Genomic DNA, 21100 nt, shown 5'->3' with positions numbered 1-21100 from the left:
AATGGGCAGATAAACTGCCCCTGGGTCGCACCTCAGCTAAGAATATCTAGGAGCCGTGTGAGACGAAAGTTTCATGCACGGTTCTGAAGGAGAGGTGCTCCCCGTAATAGGGGACATCGACTCTAACAGCGAACAACTGGCTAACCTTCAACTTGATAACCTTGGCCTTTAGGCCACGCTACGCGAACAACTTGCCAACTTAATAACCTTCAACCTGCTAACCTTCAACTTTCTAACCTTCAACTTACCAACCCTTCCTTAAATCCCATGACTTTTTCCAATTACCCAATGACGGCGGAAAAAACGGGAAAGAGCAGACTCTTTTAAGGATAAATAAATAGGACGCCCGTGGGGACAAGTGCGAGGGTTTCTAGTCTTTTTCCACTGATCTAATAACTGCTGCATTTCTGACAAGCTCAGGGGGATACCATTGCGAATTGCACTGCGGCAGGCAGTTGCTACTTGAGCGGTTTGTAAGTCTCCTCCTAAACTCAGCTCTAATAGGGCTTTGGCACAATCGTCTCGCTCGCGCAACAGTTCTGGTGCATTCCGTACTGCCCACAGCTCTTCTCCAAAGGGGTCAACTTCTAAACCAATGCGCTGTAGTTGTTCCACCTGCTTAGGGGATAACTGCTGGAGAATGATCGGAGGTTCTAAGGGGACTAACTGCCAGCGATCGCATAATTCTTCATACAACACCCGTTCATGGGCAATGTGCTGTTCAATTAACCAAATACCAGTGGGATGCTCTGCTACAATATACATATTATGAAGCTGAGCCATGGCTCGCAGTTGGATTAGCCCAATATCATCGGTTTTGCTATCAGTTTTGTTATCAATTTTGCTATCAGTTTTGTCAATAATTTCTTGAGTGGCTACTATCCCTTGAATTGAACGACTGGTGGTGTAACCTCCTCTAGCTTCCGATGTTTTGAGTAACTGTTTTACCCTGTTCGAGTGAATGGTTTCTGGGAGATTGGCTGGGGTGATTCGCAAAGCGTGCTCGATAGCTTCAGCAACTTGCTGTTGCCAGTAAGATACCGAGTGTAAGTAAATTTCAGTCTTTGCTGGATGACGATTCCAGTCGATTTGACTCGGACAAATCCGCAGGTGCAGGAAACAAATGGGATAGCGATCGCGAGGCAAGGTTCGAGCTAATGCTGTGATCATGGTTTGTTCCAATTCATGCGATCGCACAATTCGTCCATTAGTCGCTACCTTTACCCAGTCTGGACGTCTGCGATGGCATCGATCCGGTAATCCTAACACTAGCTCCATCAAACCATTTCCGAGATTTCCCTTGGTGCTTTTATCCTGTTGTTGTTCTGTTGCCGAATCCGGTATGGGCACTTCTACCGTTAACGGCTGCAAATCACTTTCCTTTAACTGCTTGATAATTTGAGGCAGAATCTGTTGGGCAGTATGACCAGGACAAAGATTAAACCATGGACGTCCATTTTGCTCCACTTGCCAGCTAACCCTAGGATGACACAGAGCATGTTGATGAATAATGGTTTGGACAGCACGCAACTGTTGTGCCATCGGCGGTAAACCCTGGCGACGCACGGGCAATTTACCAAATAAATTAGACACTATCACAATCGTACCGGGTGCGATCGCAGCAGATTCAATCTGACGCAGTTGACCTTGGGAATTATAGATAACTCGCCACCCCTGACTATTTCCTGGACATCGGCTCAAAATTTCTAACTCTGCCACAGCCGCCAAACTATGCAACGCTTCCCCACGAAATCCCAAACTAGTAATCTTCCACAGATCATCACTACTACAGATTTTGCTAGTACTGTGGGCAAAAGCCGCTTTTTGCAAATTCTTCACCTCCATCCCTGTGCCATTATCTGCCACTCGTACCCGCCATTGCTCAGTCCACAGGGAAACAGTAATCCGAGTTGCCCCAGCATCAAGGGAATTTTCGATCAGTTCTCGCACCACTGCCGCTATTGAATCAATGACTTCCCCAGCAGCAATTAGATGAACTACGTTTTTAGGTAGGGTTTGAATAATCATTTCAGGGAATCGGGAATCGGGAATCGGGAATTGGGAATCGGGAATCGGGAATCGGGAATCGGGAATCGGGAATCGGGAAAAAATTGTACCTCATAAGTATGATAAACGCTATATAGTGAATTTTTAATTAATTTTGTATAAAACACAAAGGACAACAAACAATATTACTATAAATAATGTGATTAAACGGATTTACCTTAGTTCTATATAACCAACGTTATCCATAAGTTAAGAATTTGGAGTATCGCGTCAGTAATATCACTTCAGGAGTATCGCCTCAGGAGTAATTATAAATTATTTACCCAATAATTAGTAATTCATCAGCGTTTTATCAGCCATCCAATTTTCGATTATATCTCAACAATATTGAGAAGTATACTAATTCATTCATTATGGTTATTTATATTAACAATAAAACTGCAAATTTATGACCTATAATTTAAATTTAATGCTATAGTATGTTGTGTATATAATCAAAAGTATTGCTGATATAACATAACCCTAAAAAAACTCCGAATGAGTCTGATAATTGCTAGATGAGGTACAGTCAATTTTCTTCCCCCGACTCCCTCGGTGCGCTTTCCGTAGGCGAATTAAATTCGCCACGGGTCGCACCGCTCCCGATTCCCGATTCCCGTTCCCCTCCTGGGAGGGGTTAGGGGTGGGTTCCGATTCCCTACTCCCTACTCCCTAAGGAAACAATGAACCAACAACGACAAAAACCCCACTACTCAATATGTCAGGGATTCCGTATTCCCATGGGATTTCCGGTAACCTGTTTTGAATCTGGACTGAATTACAATGCTCAAGCGGAGGATAACTTTATTGTTACGTATCCCAAATTTTGATTCCCAGTAAGCATATGCGCTACTTGAGGTGCTACTTGAGGTGCCGTCAGCTGTCAGCCGTCAGCTAAAAGCTCACGCTACTTGAGGTGCTTAAGATAAACCTTGACGGGAGAATTTAATAGTTCAAGATTTTGTAAGCATTCAGCAGTCAGCAGTCAGCAGTCAGCAGTCAGCGGTCAGCGGTCAGCTTATTTTATTCAAAAGCACCGATTGCGCTACGCGCAAGCTGCGCGAACAGTAGGGTGGCACAGGCTTCGACGCTGTGACCTAACCCATAAGCTGATAGCTAATAGCTGAAAGCTGATAGCTAATAGCTAATAGCTGAAAGCTGAAAGCTGATAGCTGATAGCTGAAAGCTGATAGCTGAAAGCTGAAAGCTGATAGCTGATAGCTGATAGCTTAGCTCCCTACTCCCTAAAACCCAGAATAAAAATAGCTCACCCAATTCAAAACTGCTACACATGGACACCTACGAATATCAAGTCGGTGGTAGTTTAAAATTAAATGCCCCTAGTTATGTAGAGCGTCGAGCTGATGCTGAACTTTATAATGCCTTAATTAGGGGTGAGTTTTGTTATGTGTTCAACTCCCGACAGATGGGTAAGTCTAGCTTGCGCTTACGGATCAAGCATCGACTGCAACAGGCTGGTTTTAGCTGCGCTTCTATTGATATGACGCGCATTGGTAGCGAAACTATTACTCCCCAGCAGTGGTATAAGGGATTAGTAGTTGAGTTATTAAGGAATTTCAAACTTTACCGGAAGGTTAATTTAAAAACTTGGTGGCGTGAGCACGATGATTTATCGGAAATCCAGCGATTGAGTCAGGTGATCGAAGAGATTTTGTTAGTTAACCTCAAAAGCGAAAAGATTTTTATTTTTATCGATGAAATCGATAGCGTGATTAGCCTCAATTTCCCGACCGATGATTTTTTTGCTCTGATTCGATCCTGCTATAACCAGCGAGCAGAAAATCCAGACTACAATCGCCTCACCTTTGCTTTATTTGGAGTCGCCACCCCTTCGGATTTAATTTCCCAGATAAAACGAACTCCTTTTAATATTGGTAAAGCTATTGATTTGCATGGTTTTACCCTAGAAGAAGCTCAACCATTAGCATCAGGATTAGTAGGATTAGTAGAGAATCATCAAACTATTCTCAAAGAGATATTGGCTTGGACAGGAGGACAACCATTTCTGACTCAAAAGCTGTGCTATCTGGTGCAGATATCGAATCAAAAGGCAATTAGTGGCTCTCTGACGATTCCCCCTGGTACGGAAGGATTTTGGTTAGAGCAGCTTGTGCGTAAGGAAATTATTGAAAACTGGGAAGCCAATGATCAACCGGAGCATTTACGAACCCTACGGGAACGCATTCTCAGAAATGAACAAGGCTCTAGTCGGTTATTAGCCCTTTATCAGGAAATCTTACAACAGGGAGAAATTGCTGCAGATGATACTCCTGAACAAATAGAATTACGGCTAAGTGGGTTAGTTGTCAAGGAGCCTGGTCAGGATAACAAAACTTCCCCAGTATTAAGGGTTTATAATCCCATCTACCAGTCTATTTTTAATCAGGATTGGGTTGAGCAAAAATTAGGGAATCTGCGACCTTATAATCAAGCCCTAAACGCTTGGTTAGCCTCCAACCGTGAAGATAATTCTCGGCTGTTGCGAGGACAAGCTTTAGCAGAAGCCTTAAACTGGAAAGTGGGCAAACGCTTGAGTGTAGTAGATGATGAATTCTTAGCTGCTTGTCAAGAATTAAGCTGGGTTGAACAGCAACGGTATTTAGAAGCAGAACGGGCTAAGGAAGCAGAAGCAAGATTAGCAGAACAGAAAAAAAGTGCCAGACGACTCAAGTTCTTGCTAATGGCAGTGGGCACAGCATTGATGGTTTCCACAGGGTTAGGGGTGACCACTTACCTCGGATATAGACGCTCAGCTATTAGCGAAATGAATGCGATCGCAAAATCCTCAGCAGCGCTCTTTGCCTCCAATCAACAATTGGACGCCCTAGTAGAAGCGATCAGAGCCAAGGAACGATTGAAAAGCTTTGGTAACGCAGACCCCACTACGGAAACTCAAGTAGAATCGGTGCTAAGACAGGCAGTTTATGGGACTGTTGAATATAATCGCTTAGTAAAGCATAGTAATCAGGTTTGGGCAGTTGCCATTAACCAGGCTGTTAATCTAATCGCTACTGCTAGTTATGATAAAACCATCAAACTCTGGACACTTGATGGTAAACTAATATCTACCCTAAACGGTCATCAAGCTGGGGTTTACGACATTGCCATTAGCCTAGACGGCAATCTGATTGCTTCCGCTAGTGACGACAAAACCGTCAAACTCTGGAAACGGGATAGTCAGGGAACGTTTCAACCCCGACCCTATAAAACCCTCAACGGCCATCAAGCTGGCGTTTATGGTGTTGCCATTAGCCCCGACAGCCAGATGATTGCTTCAGGGTCTGGAGACAAAACCGTTAAGCTCTGGAAAGCTGACGGTACCTTGATTACTACTCTTAAAGACCATAGCGCTACTGTTTATGGAGTGGCCATTAGCCCAGATGGTCAAACCATTGCGTCAGCGTCAGGGGACAAAACCGTTAAACTTTGGGGCTATAATGGGAAATTACTAAGGACGTTTCAGGGGCATAATGACCGCGTTTACAACGTTGCCATCAGCCCAGATGGTCAAACCATTGCGTCAGCGTCAGGGGATAAAACCGTTAGACTTTGGGGTACTGATGGCACTTTACTAAACACCCTTCAGGGCCATAGCGATCGCGTTTACAACCTTGCGATCAGCCCAGATGGTAAAACCATTGCGTCCGCGAGTTGGGACGGAACCGTTAACCAGTGGAGTTGGGAAGGCACATTACTCACTACCCTCAGAGGACATCAAGATTTAGTGTACGGTGTGGCCATTAGCCCAGACGAAAAAACTATTGCATCCGCGAGTTGGGATGGAACGGTCAGGCTCTGGAAACCCGATGGCATCATCCTCACCAGGCTCAGGGGGCATAGTGATTTAGTTTGGGCAGTGGCGATTAGCCCAGACGGAAAAACCATTGCATCGGCGAGTTGGGATCACACAGTCAAACTGTGGAATAAAGACGGTAGCCTACAAAGAACCCTAACTGGCCATAGTGCTAGAGTTTCCGGAATAGCGATTAGCCCAGATGGTGAGATGATTGCCTCCGCTAGTGCCGATAACACCATCAAGCTCTGGCACAGAAACGGTAGCTTGCTAAAAACTTTAACAAATCATACCAGCGCCGTTTTAGCAGTAGTCTTCAGCTCCGACGGTGAGATGATTGCTTCTGCTAGTGCCGATAACACCATTAAGCTCTGGAAACAGGACGGTACCTTAATTAATACCCTCAAGGGCCATAGCGATCGCATTGATGGAGTAGCCTTCAGCAAGCGATGCAGCGCGGTCTTGGGGGTTTCCCCCATGAGCGACTGCATCAAGAAAGACGGGACTCTAATTGCTTCCGCCAGTTGGGATAAAACTGTCAAGCTTTGGAAGCCAGACGGAACCTTGATTACTACCCTCAAGGGACACCATGACCGGGTTTACAGCGTTGCCATCAGTCCCGACGGTGAAACCATTGCGTCAGCGAGTTGGGACAAAACCATTAAACTCTGGAAGCGAGATGGAACCTTGATTACTACCCTAAACGGTCATCAAGCAGGGGTATTAGCAGTAGTGTTTAGCCCTGACGGTAACAGAATTGCTAGCGCTAGTTATGACAAAACCGTCAAACTCTGGCAGCGGGATGGAACCCTTTTAACTACCCTGAAAGGACATAGCGATGGCGTCTTAGCCGTAGTTTTCAGCCCCAATGGTGAGATGCTCGCCTCCGCCAGTGGAGACAACACTGTTATTGTATGGGATTTAGATCAAGTCCTCGATTTAGATCAGTTACTAATCTATGGTTGCAATTGGATACAAGATTATTTGAACACTAACTCGGAGGTTAATGATGTTTGTCACCCTTTTGAATAGGCAATAGGCATGCTAGCAATAGGCAAGAGTAGATGTAGGGTGGGCAGTGCAACAGACCGATTGATCTGGCTTGGATTTTGCGTAGGTATGCACTGCCCACCAAGAATTAATTACAATCGAACAATTGTTGTTAACTGATACTAAATGGGATTCGGCTTCACCGACCCGATGGGAACTCATTCAACATTTTCACTAATCATACTAACCGGTTTGATTCTTGTTTGACCCGGTGGTGCGTTACACCGACCGGCTGTAGCAATGCTGAGGACGAGGCAGAAAATGAGGGTGAGCCCGTCTTATCACGCACCCTACGCAACTTTCAACCGAACAACCTTCAACCTTCAACCGAACAACCTTCAACCTTCAACCGAACAACCTTCAACCGAACAACCTTCAACCGAACAACTTTCAACCCCCAAAAAAATAGCCGCAGAAATACTTTCCACGGCTAGAATTTATCTTTATGACTCAACTTTGTAAACCAAACCAGACAACATAATCCGATATGATTAGACCGTAAGCATATGCGCTACGCGCACGCTACGGGAACAGCTATCAGTTATCAGCTTTCAGTTATCAGCTATCAGTTATCAGCTTATGCGCTACGCCAACAGCTTTTGAATAAAACAGGTAACTATTTGTTTAATCTGAGTTATGTCTGCTGACCGCTGACTGCTGACCGCTGACTGCTGACCGCTGACCGCTGACCGCTGACTACTGACATCAGACCCGATTTTTTTGCCAAGGGGGTAAAACCCCCCATAAGTTAGTTTAACCGATAATTAAGTACTTCGTCATTATCGTAATGAATTCCCCTGGGATCCCAGTGGGCTGAAGGGGGCTCCACTCCGAGATTTCCGCGTAACGCAGTGCATAAAGGGCATACATGGTATTGAGTATTGCCTTACGTGACCCTTTCAAAATGTGCTTAACGGGGTATTTTTTTGGGGAAGGTTCCTGAGGAGTATTACCGGGAGTAGTCTCTTCAGGATTGTTGTTTTCGTTTGGCACAAAGTCTTCAGTCATAATTAAACTCGTGTTTGAAGTTAATATTTATAATCATAACGATTATAAATATTTTTGTCAATGGTTTTTATGATTTTTTTTGTGAGGGGGTATTGAAAGAAAATGTACGGAAAAGAAATAGAATTTAGAATTTAGAATTTAGAATTGGGAATTGGGAATTGGGAATCGGGAACAGTTGCGTAGGGTGCGTTAGGGGCGGACTTGCCCTAATTGTTTGCTCAAGCGCCAGCCTTGGTATAGTCCGCCCCGTAACGCACCACCAGGTCAAACAGCAAAAGAATCGTAGGGTGGGCATTGCCGATAAATATCATGATTGAACGGCGATTAATGAAATGGGCAATGCCCACCAATACCCAATCATAATCGGGAATCGGGAATCGGGAATCGGGAATCGGGAATCGGGAATCGGGAATCGGGAATCGGGAATGCCTTCGCTTAGCGTGACATGCAGGTCAATCGCGTTTTTTTGGGGAGTTAATTTACTGATATCATCGGCAAAAATAAGAAAAAAAATAAAATATATAATAGAAATTGTGATAGGTATATAAAATGAATTGTTATAACTTTTGTTCCCTGTTCCCTGCTCCCTATTCCCTACTCCCTACTCCCTACTCCCTATATTTCCCTGTGTTAAACTAAATCGAGATTGGGTTTCATGCATCTACTGGTTAATGCTATATAGTTAACTGGAGGCTAATCCTTGAGTAAATTGACGGGCTTGATGAAAATCTCAAGCCACCAGGACTCATTGCCCAGTGCGGATATCGTGTTTGTTCACGGGCTGGGAGGGGATGCTAGAAGCACGTGGCATCCTAAGGAAAAACGGGATGATGATGACTTCTGGCCAGTTTGGTTAGAAAACGATCAGCCAGGTCTTAACATCTGGTCTTTTGGGTATAACGCTAAAGCGACAAACTGGAAAAGCAACAGCAGTATGCCTCTTTTCGATCAAGCCAGTAATTTATTAGATTGCTTAGATAGTCGGGATCTGGGTAAACGTCCATTAGTATTTATTACTCACAGTCTGGGCGGGCTTTTAGTCAAAAAGATGCTTAACAGTGCTAATAATTTTGTTAAACATCAAGGCATTATTGAGCAGACCAAAGGGGTTATATTTCTGGCTACTCCCCACACTGGGTCTGATCTAGCTGATGTAATTGATAAAATTCTCATTGTTGCACGAACTACAGTAAGTGTGGAGGAACTCAAAGCTCATGCCCCTCAGTTAAGGGAATTAAATGAGTGGTATACACAAAATGCTCCTCGTTTAGGAATTGACACAAAGGTCTATTACGAAACCCAACCTTTCAAAGGGATTTTGGTGGTAGACCAGGTAAGTTCCAACCCAGGCATTGCAGAAGTGAAGCCGGTTGCCATGCCAGATGACCACATTTCGATATCCAAACCCAAGTCTCCAGACAGTGAGCTCTATCTTAGTGTCAAGAAATTTATCAAAGAATGCCTCAAAACTACTGTACGCCTAAAAGATGACAGCAACGGAACAGTTTATGTTGGCGAGATTCCTATTCATGAGCATTAGCTGAACTCGTCCGACCGGGAACGGACAAAGTTAAATCCCCCCAGTAACATTATCAATCGTGGCACTCCCCACTTTGTCGGTAGGGATGCTCAACTTGAGCAGCTCCATCAGGAATTTCAACAGACCGATCAATTAGTGATTTGTGCCATTGCCGGAATGGGCGGTGTGGGCAAAACCGAATTAGCTCTACAATATGCTCTGAACAATCAGCACAACTACCCTGGTGGTTTGTGCTGGTTCCCAGTGCGAGGCTTGGATCTTGGGACTCAAGTTGTCAATTTTGCCCGTACTAAATTAGGATTAACCATTCCAGATCAACTAGAGTTCAACCAACAAGTAGAATACTGCTGGGGGCATTGGCCAGAAGGAACAGCTTTGATCGTGCTGGATGATGTGCCTTCTTTCAGCAACGACTACAAACAGAAAATTCAGCCCTACTTACCTCCAGCCCAATCCCGCTTCAAAGTACTGGTCACCAGCCGTCAGCGTCCAGGGCGTTCTTACCAACGCATTGATTTGGATGTACTTTCCCCAGAGGCAGCATTGGAATTATTGCGTTCGCGTAGCGTGGCCTACGGCCAATCGCTTGTTGGAAAAGAGCGCATTGACAAGGAACTAACAGAAGCAGAAGCCTTATGTGAATGGTTGGGTTATTTGCCCTTAGGTTTAGAGTTAGTCGGACGATATTTAGATATACATCCGAATTTAACTATCCCTAAAGTTCAGAAACGTTTAGAGAAAAAGAAATTAGCAGCTAAGGCATTACTTTATCAAACAGAACAAGGGGATATCACAGCCCAGTTAGGAGTAGCAGCAGCCTTTGAGTTATCCTGGGAAGATTTGAAAGATTGTCCAGAAGCCCAAAAGTTGGGATGTCGTTTGAGTTTGTTTGCTCCTGCTCCTTTTGATTGGTTCTTGGTAGAGAAGTGTGTTATCGAAACTGAAGATGAGGAGGAATGGGAAGAAGAACAAGAAGAGTTGGAAGAATTACGGGATAGTTTCCTAGTTAATCGTAATCTGTTGCAACTGACCGAACAGCAAACCTATCGGCTCCATCAACTAATTCGAGAATTTTTCCAGACCAAGCTGGCTCAATTACCAGAGGCCGATGGCTACAAGCAAAGCTTTTGTCAGGTAATGGTAGCTGTGGCCAAAGAAATTCCTGATAGACCAACTTTCGTGCAGATTACAGAATTTACCCCCGCCATTCCTCATTTAGTCGAAGCTGCCACTGTCCTAACTGACTGGCTCAGGGATGAAGATTTACTATGGCCTTTTGCTGGCGTAGGAAGATTCTATCAAGGTCAAGGTAGCTATGACCAGGCTGAACCCTGGTGGGAGGAATGTTTAAAGGTAACCAAAAGCCGCCTGGGGGAAGAACATCCCGGTGTAGCCGACAGTCTCAACAACCTGGCTGGACTCTACGAGTCAATGGGACGGTACGATCTCGCAGAACCCCTCTATGTCCAAGCCTTGGAGATGTATAAGCAGCTGCTGGGTCAGGAACATCCCTATCTGGCCTTAAGTCTCAACAACCTGGCATTTCTCTACGAGTCAATGGGGCGCTATGATCAGGCAGAACCCCTCTATCTCAAGGCTTTGGAGCTATCTAAGCACTGGCTTAGTGAGGAACATCCTGTTGTGGCCACCAGTGTCAACAACCTGGCAGCACTCTACAAAGCTCAGGGGCGTTATGATCTCGCAGAACCACTCTTTGTCCAGGCTTTGGAGATCAGAAAGTACCGGCTGGGTCACGACCATCCCGATGTAGCCGACAGTCTCAACAACCTGGCTGGACTCTACCAGTCTTTGGGGCGCTACCATGATGCAGAACCCCTCTTGGTGCAGGCTTTGGATATGACAAAGCACCTACTGGGTGAGGAGCATCCCTCTGTGGCTCAAAGTCTCAACAACCTGGCTGGACTCTACCATTCAATGGGAAGCTACCATGAGGCAGAACCCCTCTATGGCCAGGCTTTGGAGATCAGAAAGTACCGGCTGGGTGAAGACCATCCCCATGTGGCCGAAAGTCTTAACAACCTGGCAGCACTCTACAAAGCTCAGGGGCGGTACGATCTCGCAGAACCACTCTTTGTCCAGGCTTTGAAAATTAGAAACCACCTACTAGGTGAAGACCATCCCGATGTAGCCAACAGTCTCAACAACCTAGCATTACTCTACTATGAGCAGGGGCGCTATGATCTCGCAGAACCACTCTTTGTCCAGGCATTGGAGATGTATAAGCAGCTGCTGGGTGAGAACCATCCCGATGTGGCCCAAAGTCTCAACAACTTGGCTGGACTCTACTCTGCTCAGGGGCACTATGATGAGGCAGAAACCCTATATGTTAAGGCTTTGGAGATTAGAAAGCACCGGCTGGGTGAGGATCATCCCGATGTAGCTCAAAGTCTCAACAACCTGGCAGTACTCTACTTGAATCAGGGGCGCTATGATCAGGCCGAACCCCTCTATGTCCAGGCATTGGAGATGACAAAGCAGCGGCTGGGTGAGGAGCATCCCCATCTAGCCCTAAGTCTCAACAACCTGGCAGGACTCTACTATGATCAGGGGCGCTATGGTGAGGCCGAACCCCTCTTTGTCCAGGCATTGGATATTGCAGAACGAAAGTTAGGGTCAAATCATCCTAACACTGTTACCTACCGTGAGAATCTAGAAAGTTTGCGCGATCTAAAAAGGGAACAGGGAACAGAATAAAAGATATCCGAATAGTTTTTGATGTTATGGTAAATCAGCAATATTATTCATTAATTAGTTAGAAATACTATATACTGGCTTGGTCTTGCTTTTCCTAAGTGAATGACTAATGAAGAATTTAGAATGTAGAATTAAGAATTTAGAATGAACAAGGTAGAATTTAGAATTAACAAGATAGAATTTAGAATTAACAAGATAGAATTTAGAAGATAGAAGGTATAGCAGTCGCAGTAAAGCTTAAGAGATATTTCTGCTCCCTGCTCTCTACTCCCTGCTCCCTTTCAACCAAAATTATCTGTTCTAAACTATACTTCGGTTCTATAAATTTTAAATTCTAAATTCTAAATTCTAAATTCTAAATTCTTCATTTAATTCAAGCTTATTTTCGGGAGGATATGATGCAAGAGTCAGTAGTTTATCAACGAATTATTCGCCAAGGATTAAAACAAGGATTAAAACAAGGATTAGAACAAGGATTAGAACAAGGATTAGAACAGGGATTAGAACAAGGAAAGCGCAGCGATGCAGCGCGGTCTTGGGGGTTTCCCCCATGAGCGACTGCATCAAGAAATGAGCTTAATTTAATTATCCGTCTACTTAACCGTCGCTTAGGTAAGATAAATCCCCAATTACAAAATCAAATTGAGCAGTTATCCTTTGAGCAGTTGGAGGATTTAGGAGAAGCGTTGTTAGATTTTGAAACTGAAGTGGATTTGACCAATTGGTTAAACCAGTTAACGGATAAGTAAAATCCCGTTAGGTGTCGCACTCAAAAGCCGTGCCATGGAGAGCTGATAGAGTGGGTAAGGAAAAGCTTTACCCACTCTACTATTGCTACAGCAATCGGGTGCATCTCATATTTGCTGTTTGACCCGGTGGTGCCTTACGGGACGGACTGTCCCAACTAAATTCTAAATTCCAAATTCTAAATTCCAAATTCTAAATTCTAAATTCTAAATTCTAAATTCTAAATTCTAAATTCTAAATTCTTCATTCTTCATTCTCTACTTCCTCAATAGATAAACCTAACGCTGAACTCACTTGCTCCACAGTTAGTCCCATTGCCAATAGCTTAGGAATAGCATCTCTTTGTGAACGTTCAGCTTGCTCAGCCCGTTGTTTTTCTTGCTCAGCTCGTTGTTTTTCTTGCTCAGCTCGTTCACTGCCCATCAGCAGTAGATTACCTTCGCTATCCCACCACCTTAGCCACATGTGATTCTGATTAAGATTCTGATATGAGCCTTCCCATACACCTAATTCTACCCCTAACTGTTCAATAGGATAATGTCCCCTTTGATTAGTCTTCATCTGGTGATATTTACCATTAACTAGATGATAGACTTCTAACTCCCCAGTATCAAATATATAGATTCCGTAGTAGGGAATGCGAATAATTTGTTCATAAACCCAGAATTTACCTGGTTTAGTTTTTTCTTCCCCAGTAGCAGATAAAGGAGTAGAATCCCTTTCCTCGTCTCCATTGCCACTAGCAAATTCCAGAGCAATCAGAGGTGCTAGGTGTTCTTGCCAAAGTACATAGGAACGACGAATTTTACCATCTAACAGAGGAGGTACTCCCGGTACATAAAACCAATCCGGAGCTTCTGCTCCTCTTTCTAAAGGTTCTGTGATCCGCCAATAGATACCAGAGTCTTGACCAATAGCGTATTGTCCGTCGGGATGAATTTTCTGGAGAACCGGTTCAATAGAATCAGTTAAAATAATGCTTTGAGGATGCTCATGGAAGTTCTTCACAAATTCGCCATTGGATTCTGGTAGTTGAGTATGATCCGGTAACGAAATAGTTAGACCTGTGCGCTCTAAGCTCTGGGTCATGACAACCTCATCTTGGGAAATGATTTGTAAGCATATGCGCTACGCGCACGCTACGCGAACAGCGGTCAGCCTTTAGCTGATAGCCGTCAGCGGTCAGCCTTTAGCTGATAGCCGTCAGCGGTCAGCCTTTAGCTGATAGCTGATAGCTGAATACTTACAATGATTTAGGTATACTTACTACTTATTTTAGCAGTTCTAAATACCCAATTAAGAACTGCTAAAATAAGTAGTAAGCATTTAGCTATCAGCCTTGGCCTTGACCTTTGGGTCACCCTACGGGAAACGAGGTTTATTTTAAGCTGACGGCTGACAGCTGACGGCACCTCAAGTAGCGTGCGCGTAGCGCATATGCTTACAATCAGTGGCCTAGATTCCCAACCGTTGATAAACCTCGTCCAAATGTTGAAAATGGTGCTGGGGATTAAAACATTCCTCTATTTCTGAAGGAGTTAGCTTACTCGTAACGTCAGGATCCTTAATAATCAAATTGTAGAAGTTTCCCTCAGGTTTATTCCAGGCTTGATGGGCACAAGACTGAACAATACTGTAAGCATCTTCCCGATTCATCCCCTTTTCTACTAACGCTAACAACACCTTTTGGCTAAAGACCACACCCCCATAAACATTCATATTCCGCTTCATGTTTTCTGGATAAACCAACAAGTGTTTCACTAAATCTGTGATTTCCACTAACATGAAGTGAGTTAAAATACACACATCTGGCAGAATGACTCGTTCTACAGAAGAATGAGAAATATCCCGCTCATGCCATAGGGCAACATTTTCTAAAGCAGCCACCGCATGACTCCGCAGAATTCGTGCCATCCCGCTTAGCCGTTCAGAACGAATTGGATTACGTTTGTGTGGCATAGCAGACGAACCTTTCTGTCCTTTAGAAAAGAATTCTTCTACTTCTAAGACATCGGTTTTTTGGAGATTGCGAATTTCCACAGCAAACCGTTCAATGGTTGCCCCTAACAGAGCTAACTGTTGGACAAACTCACCATGGCGATCGCGAGAAATAATTTGGGTTGAGGCAGTATCAGGTTGCAGTGACAGGTTTTGACATGCGATCGCTTCCACTTGAGGGTCAATATTGGCATAGGTTCCCACAGCACCAGAAATCTTGCCCACAGATATGTTTTCACGCAGACCCACTAAGCGATCGCGATGGCGGCAAACTTCTGCTAACCAACCGGCCAGCTTAAAACCAAAGGTAATTGGTTCAGCATGAATTCCGTGAGAACGACCAATCATCACCGTGTAGCGATGTTGTTGTGCCTGGTAGCGAATCGCTTGAGCAAGCTTCTCGATCTGTTCGAGGATAATATTTAGACTAGCAACCAGTTGCAGTGCCAAGGCAGTGTCTAAAACATCGGAACTAGTCAAGCCTAAGTGTATGTAGCGTCCCACATCCCCTACATACTCATTCACATTAGTCAGAAAGGCAATCATGTCATGGCGGACTTCTTGCTCAATCTCTTGCACCCGCTTGAGGTCAAAATCCGCCTTTGCCTTAATTTCCTCTACTGCTTCACCGGGAATCTTACCCAGTTCCGCTTGTGCTTCACAAACAGCTATTTCCACCTGAAGCCAGGTTTTGAGCTTGTAGGTATCCGTCCACAATTCCCCCATCTCGGGTAGGGTGTAGCGCTCAATCAATTCCCATATCGCAGAACACAACCTTACAATTATAGCAGTTATCAATGGGTTTAGGGACTTTCGTCTTGGGTTAATCGGAGTCGGGAGTCGGGAGTCGGGAGTCGGGAGTCGGGAGTCGGGAGTCGGGAGTCGGGAGTCGGGAGTCGGGATGTAGTGCTGCCAAAGGCTTTTTCCACGGGGCTTTCAAGGTATTGAATCTACCTGAACCGGAAGATAAACGCTATATAATGGATTAATAATTAATGATTAATCATGGGTCAAATCCCCTATCCCCTGTTGCCTGTTGTCACCTACCATGACCAATTTTCCTCTCAATGCTGGGTCTATCCAAATATCCGGGAACGTGAGAACCCCTCTCTTTTAAGGAGGGTCAGAAGTTACCGTAAGAAGAGTGGAGCCTTTATAGGCGACAGACTATGCAAAAAAGGGTTAAAACTCATGAAATAAGGCTCCACTCTTCTAAGGTTTCGTCTCCGGGATGAAACGGACACGACGGGTTTTAACCCGCCGTGTCTATAATAAAGGATAGGAGGAGATAGAAAGTTGTATAGAACAATTCCAGTTAAAGCGTCATTTACTGATGAAGATAAAGCTTTTTGGGTCTTTCAGTGTGAGCAAGCAAATAGCTTGATTAATTGTGCAATTTATTACACCAAACAAAAACACTACAGTTGGCTTGAACAGCAAGAAGAATCATTCACTACTTACTGGAAGGATGATGAGCTTAGGTATGGCTGGAAGACCTATAAGTGCAGTACAAAGTACCCAGAACTAGATAAAACTTTAAAGTTAACTCCCAATTACAAAGCAATGGCTGCCCAGTCGGCTCAACAGACCCTAAAGACAGTAGGTGAGTCCATTGCCAGTTACAACCAATTAGTAGGTCTTTATTACAAGGGCCAAGTTGACAGACCAAGACTGCTTAGGTACAGAAAGAAAGGGGGATTGGCTGCTGTAACTTTTCCCCGACAAGCACTCAACTACAAAAAAGGCTTGTTTGATCCGTCAATAAGCAAAGAAACTAAGCCTCATTTAATAACTGAAATCGCATTAGAACCACCAGATTTTATAGATCCGGACTGGGTGAAAGAAGTTACTGTTCGCCCGTATTTAGGAGAGCTATGGATTGATTGGGTGATCGACAACGGGAAAGAAGCGATTGCTAGCAACCCAAACCTTGACTACACTCAAGCCTGGAGCTTTGATCACGGTGGAACCAACTGGTTGACTGGAGTTTCAACCTGTGGGAAAAGCTTGATTATTGATGGTCGTAAGCTTAAGTCAATGAACCAAGGTTATTGTCGTCTGGTAGCCAAGTACAAACAGGGCAAGCCAGAGTTTTACTGGAATTCTAACCTTGACCGGGTACAACGGAAACGCAACAACCAAATCAGAGATGCGATCAATAAAGCAGCTAGGTTGATTATTAATCGCTGTTTGAATGATTGCATTGGGAATCTGGTAATTGGTTGGAACGAAGGGCAGAAGAATCGTTCCAATATGGGCAAGCGTGGTAATCAGAACTTCGCAGTTATCCCCACCGGAAGATTGATCGAACGGTTAAAACAACTTTGTTATGAGTACGGGATTAAATTAACAATTACCGAGGAAGCGTACACGAGTAAAGCGTCTTACCTTGACGACGACAGCCTCCCAAAACATGGTGAAAAACCCAAAGGATGGATACCGTCGGGCAAACGGGTTAAGCGTGGACTGTATAAAACTTCTGAAGGATGGCTGATCAATGCAGACTGTAACGGCGCTGCAAACATAGCCCGAAAAGTAGCCACACAGTTAGGTCTAAACCTGACCAAGGTGGGTAGGGGAGCTTTGGCACTCCCAAAGCGATATGATCTGTTCACCTCACTGAGTAAATCATATCGCACAAGAAGTGAAGTGGCACGGTTTCAACCCGCCACGTAACAACCTTGTAGAATCCCCGTTTTTTAAAGCGCGGAGATGTCAAATTAAGCTTTAGTACCAGATCAAAAATCGGAGGTCACACTTGACCAAGACAGGTATGATTAAACAGCTAAAATGCGCTCAACGCGCTCTAATTGCTTTAATACTCCCAATTTTAATATTTCTATCGGCTCCACCAGCCCTTGCCCAACCTGATCTCACCATCACCCCTAAAAGTATGACTGTGGCAGGTACCAGGGGTTCTAGCACAAGCCGCAGCTTACTCTTGCGCACGACAAACGCCGTCAAGGATTTACAAATCATTTCCCTAGACCTCAATACTCAGGATGGCCAAGAAATTTTCCCCGCCAAATTGATTCAGCCTACTTTACCAGACGAGGAGATTGAGGCCAATAGTCTACTATCTATCCCGATCCAGTTTCAATTAGACGATGCCCCCAAAAGTGGAGAATTTAGTGGTGAATTACTGATTAAGTTCTCAGAAACTGAACTAAGCGTACCATTAACAGTCCGAATTAAAGACCCCTTTCCCATACCTCTGGGAATCATATCCATTGGGGTGATATTGAGCATAGCTGTGTCCAGCTACCGTAGCCGAGGGAAACTACGGGACAAAATTCTGGTGCGGGTTGGTCAATTGCGTATCCAACTGCGCAGTGACCCCCAGTTAGCTGAAACATCACTCACCGATCAATTCAACTCAATACCAAATCCCTTCAAGACCCGAATTGAAGGCCATCTGCTAGATGTCGAGATGGCTTTGCAGGGGGAACGTTGGAACGATGGTAATCAGGCAATTACCCAAGCTGAGTCAGTGTGGCTGAAATGGCGCAAAGGTCGTGAGGACTGGCTAGCACTCCTGAACTATGGTCAGACCCTGGAAGAAAAAATACCCGCCACTCCGGATATTGACCCCCCTTATCTACAGTCAGTACGCCGTAATTTGCAACTGGCAATCCGAGAGGCACCTGACCAAAATCCTCAAGACTTGTATCAGCAGTTAGATGACTTGGCAAAACAGATTAATAAATACCTGCAACTGGATGCTAAACTCAGGGACTTGGACAACCTGCTGGTAGAAACTACCATATCAACACAAGAGTTACAGAGTTGGCAACGTCAGCAAAAGAATTTGCGCAATAAGTTGAATAATCTCGAACCTACGGATAAAAAAGCTGGTCAGGAGTTGAATGGTCAAATCGAAAAAGCGATCACTCTACTAGCCAAACAAATACCAGCTAACTCTACTAAGTTAGGCTTCCTCATCACCCAACCTGAATTATTGCAGAAAGCACCAGGGATCGATACACCACGGATAGTTATCCAAGAGCCAAGACTAGCAGAGTTTCGCCTCTGGATTTTCTCTGCGATCAGTTATGCGATCGCAATTGTCCTGCTTGCTGGTAGTGGCTTCATTGAGCTATACACCTATAAATCCACCTTTGGCGCTAACCTCTGGGGTGACTATGGCGTCCTCCTGGCTTGGGGGTTTGGTGCCGAAGCCAGTCGGGATGCCATTACAAAAGTCGTGGCAAATTTGGACTTACCAGGATTGAACTAATCACTCGATCAGGTTGAAGGTTAGCAGGTTGAAGGTTAGCTGGTTGCAGGTTGAAGGTTAGCTGGTTAGCTGGTTGCAGGTTACAGGTTGAAGGTTGAAGGTTGAAGGTTATTTGGTTGAAGGTTAGCTGGTTATTTGGTTGAAGGTTAGCTGGTTATTTGGTTGAAGGTTAGCTGGTTAGCTGGTTAGCTGGTTAAAAATTATCTTCTGAACCTTCAACCTTGGCCAATAGGCACGCGCGTCGCGTTCAACCTTCAAGCTAACAACCTTCAACCTGCTAACCTTGGCCAATAGGCACGCGCGTCGCGTTCAACCTTCAACCTGCTAACCTTGGCCAATAGGCACGCGCGTCGCGTTCAACCTTCAACCTGCTAACCTTGGCCAATAGGCACGCGCGTCGCGTTCAACCTTCAACCTGCTAACTTGCTAACCTTCAGCCGAATAACCTACAACCCCCAAAGGCGAACAACCGAACATAAGGAATTAAATTAATAGGTACCAATAGGTTTTTAAATTAGTGTTACTTGGGCAGATTGACTGGGAACTATATAACTGTAACCACATTGGATTTGTCAGTCAATCGGGATTAACGTGTCAAACACAGAATCTTTAAGTGTTGAGCTAAAACAAGCTTTTCTTCGATTAATTGCCCAGCAGACAGGATTAGTTATTAAAGAAGCAGACCAAGACAATTTAATTGAAACCATCCTTGTGAGAATGAAATTTCTCAAATTTGGTTCACCATAAAGTTACTATAAACTCTTAGATAAGACTATATAAAGTAATATATAATGGCAAAAATTAGTTGCCATGATGACTAATAATTAAAGTTACTTTTGGCGAGATATAGCAGAAGTCAGAAGTCAGAAGTTAAACTCTTGCCATACTGTAGTTTGAGACTTTTGTCATGTCATAATTACCCTAGCGACTGCTATAAATGTCATTTTAAAACCTGACAAAATCACATTATTCCAGATATAATTAAACGACAAAATAACCACAAAATAATTAAGATTTGTATTGCAGGATGTTCAACTGGATAATAACCCTATTCTATTGCTATTTTATTCCATAAAATCCTTCCTGAATTATAAAAATGGAAGGTTAAAATTTTGGGGATAGACATTAATAACTATGCCTTATAAACCGCAAGAAAAGGAATTTACAGTTCTTGGTCATTTAGAAGTATTAATCCAGACATAAAGCGTGACTATTTTGGGCTCATTAACAATTCCTATCACATCGATAATCGTATCCAAAAAATGGTCACGTTTAAAACGGTTAATTTAGTCAAAGATTCCTGGGGGGGCGACAAGCGGCCTGTAACCCTTGATAGATATTAAATTGAGCGAATTATGGTAAAAAAAGATAGGTCAGAAATTGTCAAGACGACCAATAAGATTGAAAATGCTACCATAATTATATCAAAAACATCTAAAAAATCTCCTTTCCGAATCTCAATTATTATTCCTTAACCTTGTAGTAATTATTAGACAAGACACCAAAAATGTTAAACTTGAAAAAATCGCAGAGTCATGTCTTGGTGCAGTCGCAAACAAACCATGAGCGACTGGATCAAGACAACGTTTTAATATTGAACAAATGTTCCGAGATTATAAGAGCGGTGGATATAATAGGTCAGGCAGCAATGTGGTTGGAAAACGCTTTATTTCTTTAGTTGTTATAATATCTTTCGCTTATCTGATTTCCACAATACAAGGATAAATAATTAATAAAAGCGATGCAGCGCGGTCTTGGGGGTTCCCCCCGGAGACGAAACCTTAGACAGGCTCGCCTTTATGGTTGTTAGGCTATGCAGAAAAGGGTTAAAACTTGAGGCGCGACCCCGTAATTTAATTCGCCATAGGAAAGCGCGCCTCCATTGATTAAGGCGAGCCTGTCTTACGGTAACTTCAAACCATGAGCGACTGCATCAAGACAAGGA

General features: G+C 44.0%; 18 protein-coding genes and 2 pseudogenes. 14 read left to right on the top strand and 6 right to left on the bottom strand.

Annotation, left to right across the window (positions count from 1 at the left end):
- Positions 1 to 258: 258 nt before the first annotated feature.
- A complete protein-coding gene (gene mutL, locus F6K37_RS11750; RefSeq protein WP_287250300.1) occupies positions 259 to 2028 on the bottom strand; it encodes a DNA mismatch repair endonuclease MutL in 1770 nt (589 codons plus the stop codon).
- Positions 2029 to 2557: 529 nt separating this feature from the next.
- Here mutL and F6K37_RS11745 point away from each other — a divergent pair.
- Together F6K37_RS11745 and F6K37_RS11740 are read left to right on the top strand one after the other, a co-directional pair.
- Entirely contained in the window at positions 2558 to 2722 is a 165-nt protein-coding gene (locus tag F6K37_RS11745) for a hypothetical protein (protein ID WP_154659798.1), read from the top strand.
- Positions 2723 to 2978: 256 nt separating this feature from the next.
- Positions 2979 to 3173: a hypothetical protein gene (locus F6K37_RS11740; protein WP_131827142.1), complete on the top strand. Its 195-nt coding sequence runs from the start codon at positions 2979 to 2981 to the stop codon at positions 3171 to 3173.
- Between the two features lie 10 nt (positions 3174 to 3183).
- Here F6K37_RS11740 and F6K37_RS11735 read toward each other — a convergent pair whose 3' ends face one another.
- Positions 3184 to 3339, bottom strand: coding sequence for a hypothetical protein (locus F6K37_RS11735; protein ID WP_287250295.1), 156 nt, complete (start codon positions 3337 to 3339; stop codon positions 3184 to 3186).
- Here F6K37_RS11735 and F6K37_RS11730 point away from each other — a divergent pair.
- The 3 genes from F6K37_RS11730 to F6K37_RS11720 all read left to right on the top strand — a co-directional run bounded on the left by F6K37_RS11730 (position 3338) and on the right by F6K37_RS11720 (position 7557).
- Positions 3338 to 6892 (top strand): AAA-like domain-containing protein, encoded by a 3555-nt coding sequence (locus F6K37_RS11730; protein WP_287250293.1) that lies wholly within the window; start codon positions 3338 to 3340, stop codon positions 6890 to 6892. The two genes, F6K37_RS11735 and F6K37_RS11730, sit on opposite strands and share 2 nt — an antisense overlap.
- A gap of 285 nt (positions 6893 to 7177) precedes the next feature.
- Positions 7178 to 7372 (top strand): hypothetical protein, encoded by a 195-nt coding sequence (locus F6K37_RS11725; protein ID WP_287250291.1) that lies wholly within the window; start codon positions 7178 to 7180, stop codon positions 7370 to 7372.
- Positions 7373 to 7416: 44 nt separating this feature from the next.
- Complete coding sequence (locus F6K37_RS11720; protein ID WP_287250290.1) at positions 7417 to 7557, top strand: hypothetical protein; 141 nt, start codon at positions 7417 to 7419, stop codon at positions 7555 to 7557.
- A gap of 106 nt (positions 7558 to 7663) precedes the next feature.
- Here F6K37_RS11720 and F6K37_RS11715 read toward each other — a convergent pair whose 3' ends face one another.
- Positions 7664 to 7918, bottom strand: a complete 255-nt coding sequence (locus F6K37_RS11715) for a hypothetical protein (protein ID WP_008184674.1) — start codon at positions 7916 to 7918, stop codon at positions 7664 to 7666.
- A 721-nt stretch (positions 7919 to 8639) separates the two neighbouring features.
- On the opposite strand from F6K37_RS11715, the gene F6K37_RS11710 reads away from it, so the two are divergent.
- The 4 genes from F6K37_RS11710 (at position 8640) to F6K37_RS11695 (ending at position 12922) form a co-directional block, all read left to right on the top strand.
- On the top strand, positions 8640 to 9458 hold the full coding sequence (locus F6K37_RS11710) for an esterase/lipase family protein (RefSeq protein WP_287250287.1): 819 nt from the start codon (positions 8640 to 8642) through the stop codon (positions 9456 to 9458).
- A gap of 51 nt (positions 9459 to 9509) precedes the next feature.
- Complete coding sequence (locus F6K37_RS11705; RefSeq protein ID WP_287250308.1) at positions 9510 to 12173, top strand: tetratricopeptide repeat protein; 2664 nt, start codon at positions 9510 to 9512, stop codon at positions 12171 to 12173.
- Between the two features lie 395 nt (positions 12174 to 12568).
- Positions 12569 to 12727 (top strand): hypothetical protein, encoded by a 159-nt coding sequence (locus F6K37_RS11700; RefSeq protein WP_287250285.1) that lies wholly within the window; start codon positions 12569 to 12571, stop codon positions 12725 to 12727.
- A 30-nt stretch (positions 12728 to 12757) separates the two neighbouring features.
- Entirely contained in the window at positions 12758 to 12922 is a 165-nt protein-coding gene (locus F6K37_RS11695; protein WP_353838005.1) for a DUF4351 domain-containing protein, read from the top strand.
- Positions 12923 to 13163: 241 nt separating this feature from the next.
- Here the strand turns inward: F6K37_RS11695 and F6K37_RS11690 are convergent, their stop codons facing one another.
- The 3 genes from F6K37_RS11690 to F6K37_RS11680 form a co-directional block, all read right to left on the bottom strand.
- Entirely contained in the window at positions 13164 to 14009 is an 846-nt protein-coding gene (locus tag F6K37_RS11690; protein WP_287250283.1) for a Uma2 family endonuclease, read from the bottom strand.
- Positions 14010 to 14375: 366 nt separating this feature from the next.
- The gene (gene purB / locus F6K37_RS11685) at positions 14376 to 15671 is read right to left on the bottom strand and encodes an adenylosuccinate lyase (protein WP_353736811.1); all 1296 of its coding nucleotides are present in this window, start codon (positions 15669 to 15671) and stop codon (positions 14376 to 14378) included.
- Positions 15672 to 15721: 50 nt separating this feature from the next.
- Positions 15722 to 15847, bottom strand: coding sequence for a hypothetical protein (locus tag F6K37_RS11680; RefSeq protein ID WP_267871988.1), 126 nt, complete (start codon positions 15845 to 15847; stop codon positions 15722 to 15724).
- A gap of 367 nt (positions 15848 to 16214) precedes the next feature.
- Between F6K37_RS11680 and F6K37_RS11675 the strand changes: the two genes are divergently transcribed.
- The 5 genes and pseudogenes from F6K37_RS11675 to F6K37_RS11660 all read left to right on the top strand — a co-directional run.
- Positions 16215 to 17594 carry an RNA-guided endonuclease InsQ/TnpB family protein gene (locus F6K37_RS11675; protein WP_008180039.1) on the top strand — a complete coding sequence of 460 codons (1380 nt, stop codon included), beginning with the start codon at positions 16215 to 16217 and terminating at the stop codon, positions 17592 to 17594.
- 82 nt (positions 17595 to 17676) lie between these two features.
- Positions 17677 to 19155: a hypothetical protein gene (locus F6K37_RS11670; RefSeq protein ID WP_287250281.1), complete on the top strand. Its 1479-nt coding sequence runs from the start codon at positions 17677 to 17679 to the stop codon at positions 19153 to 19155.
- 591 nt (positions 19156 to 19746) lie between these two features.
- A complete protein-coding gene (locus tag F6K37_RS11665; RefSeq protein ID WP_154659684.1) occupies positions 19747 to 19902 on the top strand; it encodes a hypothetical protein in 156 nt (51 codons plus the stop codon).
- Positions 19903 to 20312: 410 nt separating this feature from the next.
- Positions 20313 to 20498, top strand: a pseudogene (locus tag F6K37_RS44625) (hypothetical protein); the annotation flags it as partial.
- Between the two features lie 235 nt (positions 20499 to 20733).
- Positions 20734 to 20877, top strand: a pseudogene (locus tag F6K37_RS11660) (IS4 family transposase); the annotation flags it as partial.
- Positions 20878 to 21100: the final 223 nt, after the last annotated feature.

This window comes from Moorena sp. SIO4E2 (assembly GCF_010671945.1).
GTDB classification, from domain to species: Bacteria; Cyanobacteriota; Cyanobacteriia; order Cyanobacteriales; family Coleofasciculaceae; genus Moorena; species Moorena producens.
The sequence above is the reverse complement of the archived record's forward strand: the minus strand, read 5'-3'. Positions and strand labels throughout refer to the sequence as shown.

Excerpts from the sequence above, each read along its gene's own strand:
- F6K37_RS11730 (WP_287250293.1), top strand. The coding sequence starts at position 3,338 with ATGGACACCTACGAATATCAAGTCGGTGGTAGTTTAAAATTAAATGCC.
- F6K37_RS11700 (WP_287250285.1), top strand. The coding sequence starts at position 12,569 with ATGATGCAAGAGTCAGTAGTTTATCAACGAATTATTCGCCAAGGATTA.
- F6K37_RS11720 (WP_287250290.1), top strand. The coding sequence starts at position 7,417 with ATGCGCTACGCGCACGCTACGGGAACAGCTATCAGTTATCAGCTTTCA.
- F6K37_RS11735 (WP_287250295.1), bottom strand. The coding sequence starts at position 3,339 with ATGTGTAGCAGTTTTGAATTGGGTGAGCTATTTTTATTCTGGGTTTTA.
- F6K37_RS11715 (WP_008184674.1), bottom strand. The coding sequence starts at position 7,918 with ATGACTGAAGACTTTGTGCCAAACGAAAACAACAATCCTGAAGAGACT.
- F6K37_RS11690 (WP_287250283.1), bottom strand. The coding sequence starts at position 14,009 with ATGACCCAGAGCTTAGAGCGCACAGGTCTAACTATTTCGTTACCGGAT.
- F6K37_RS11710 (WP_287250287.1), top strand. The coding sequence starts at position 8,640 with ATGAAAATCTCAAGCCACCAGGACTCATTGCCCAGTGCGGATATCGTG.
- mutL (WP_287250300.1), bottom strand. The coding sequence starts at position 2,028 with ATGATTATTCAAACCCTACCTAAAAACGTAGTTCATCTAATTGCTGCT.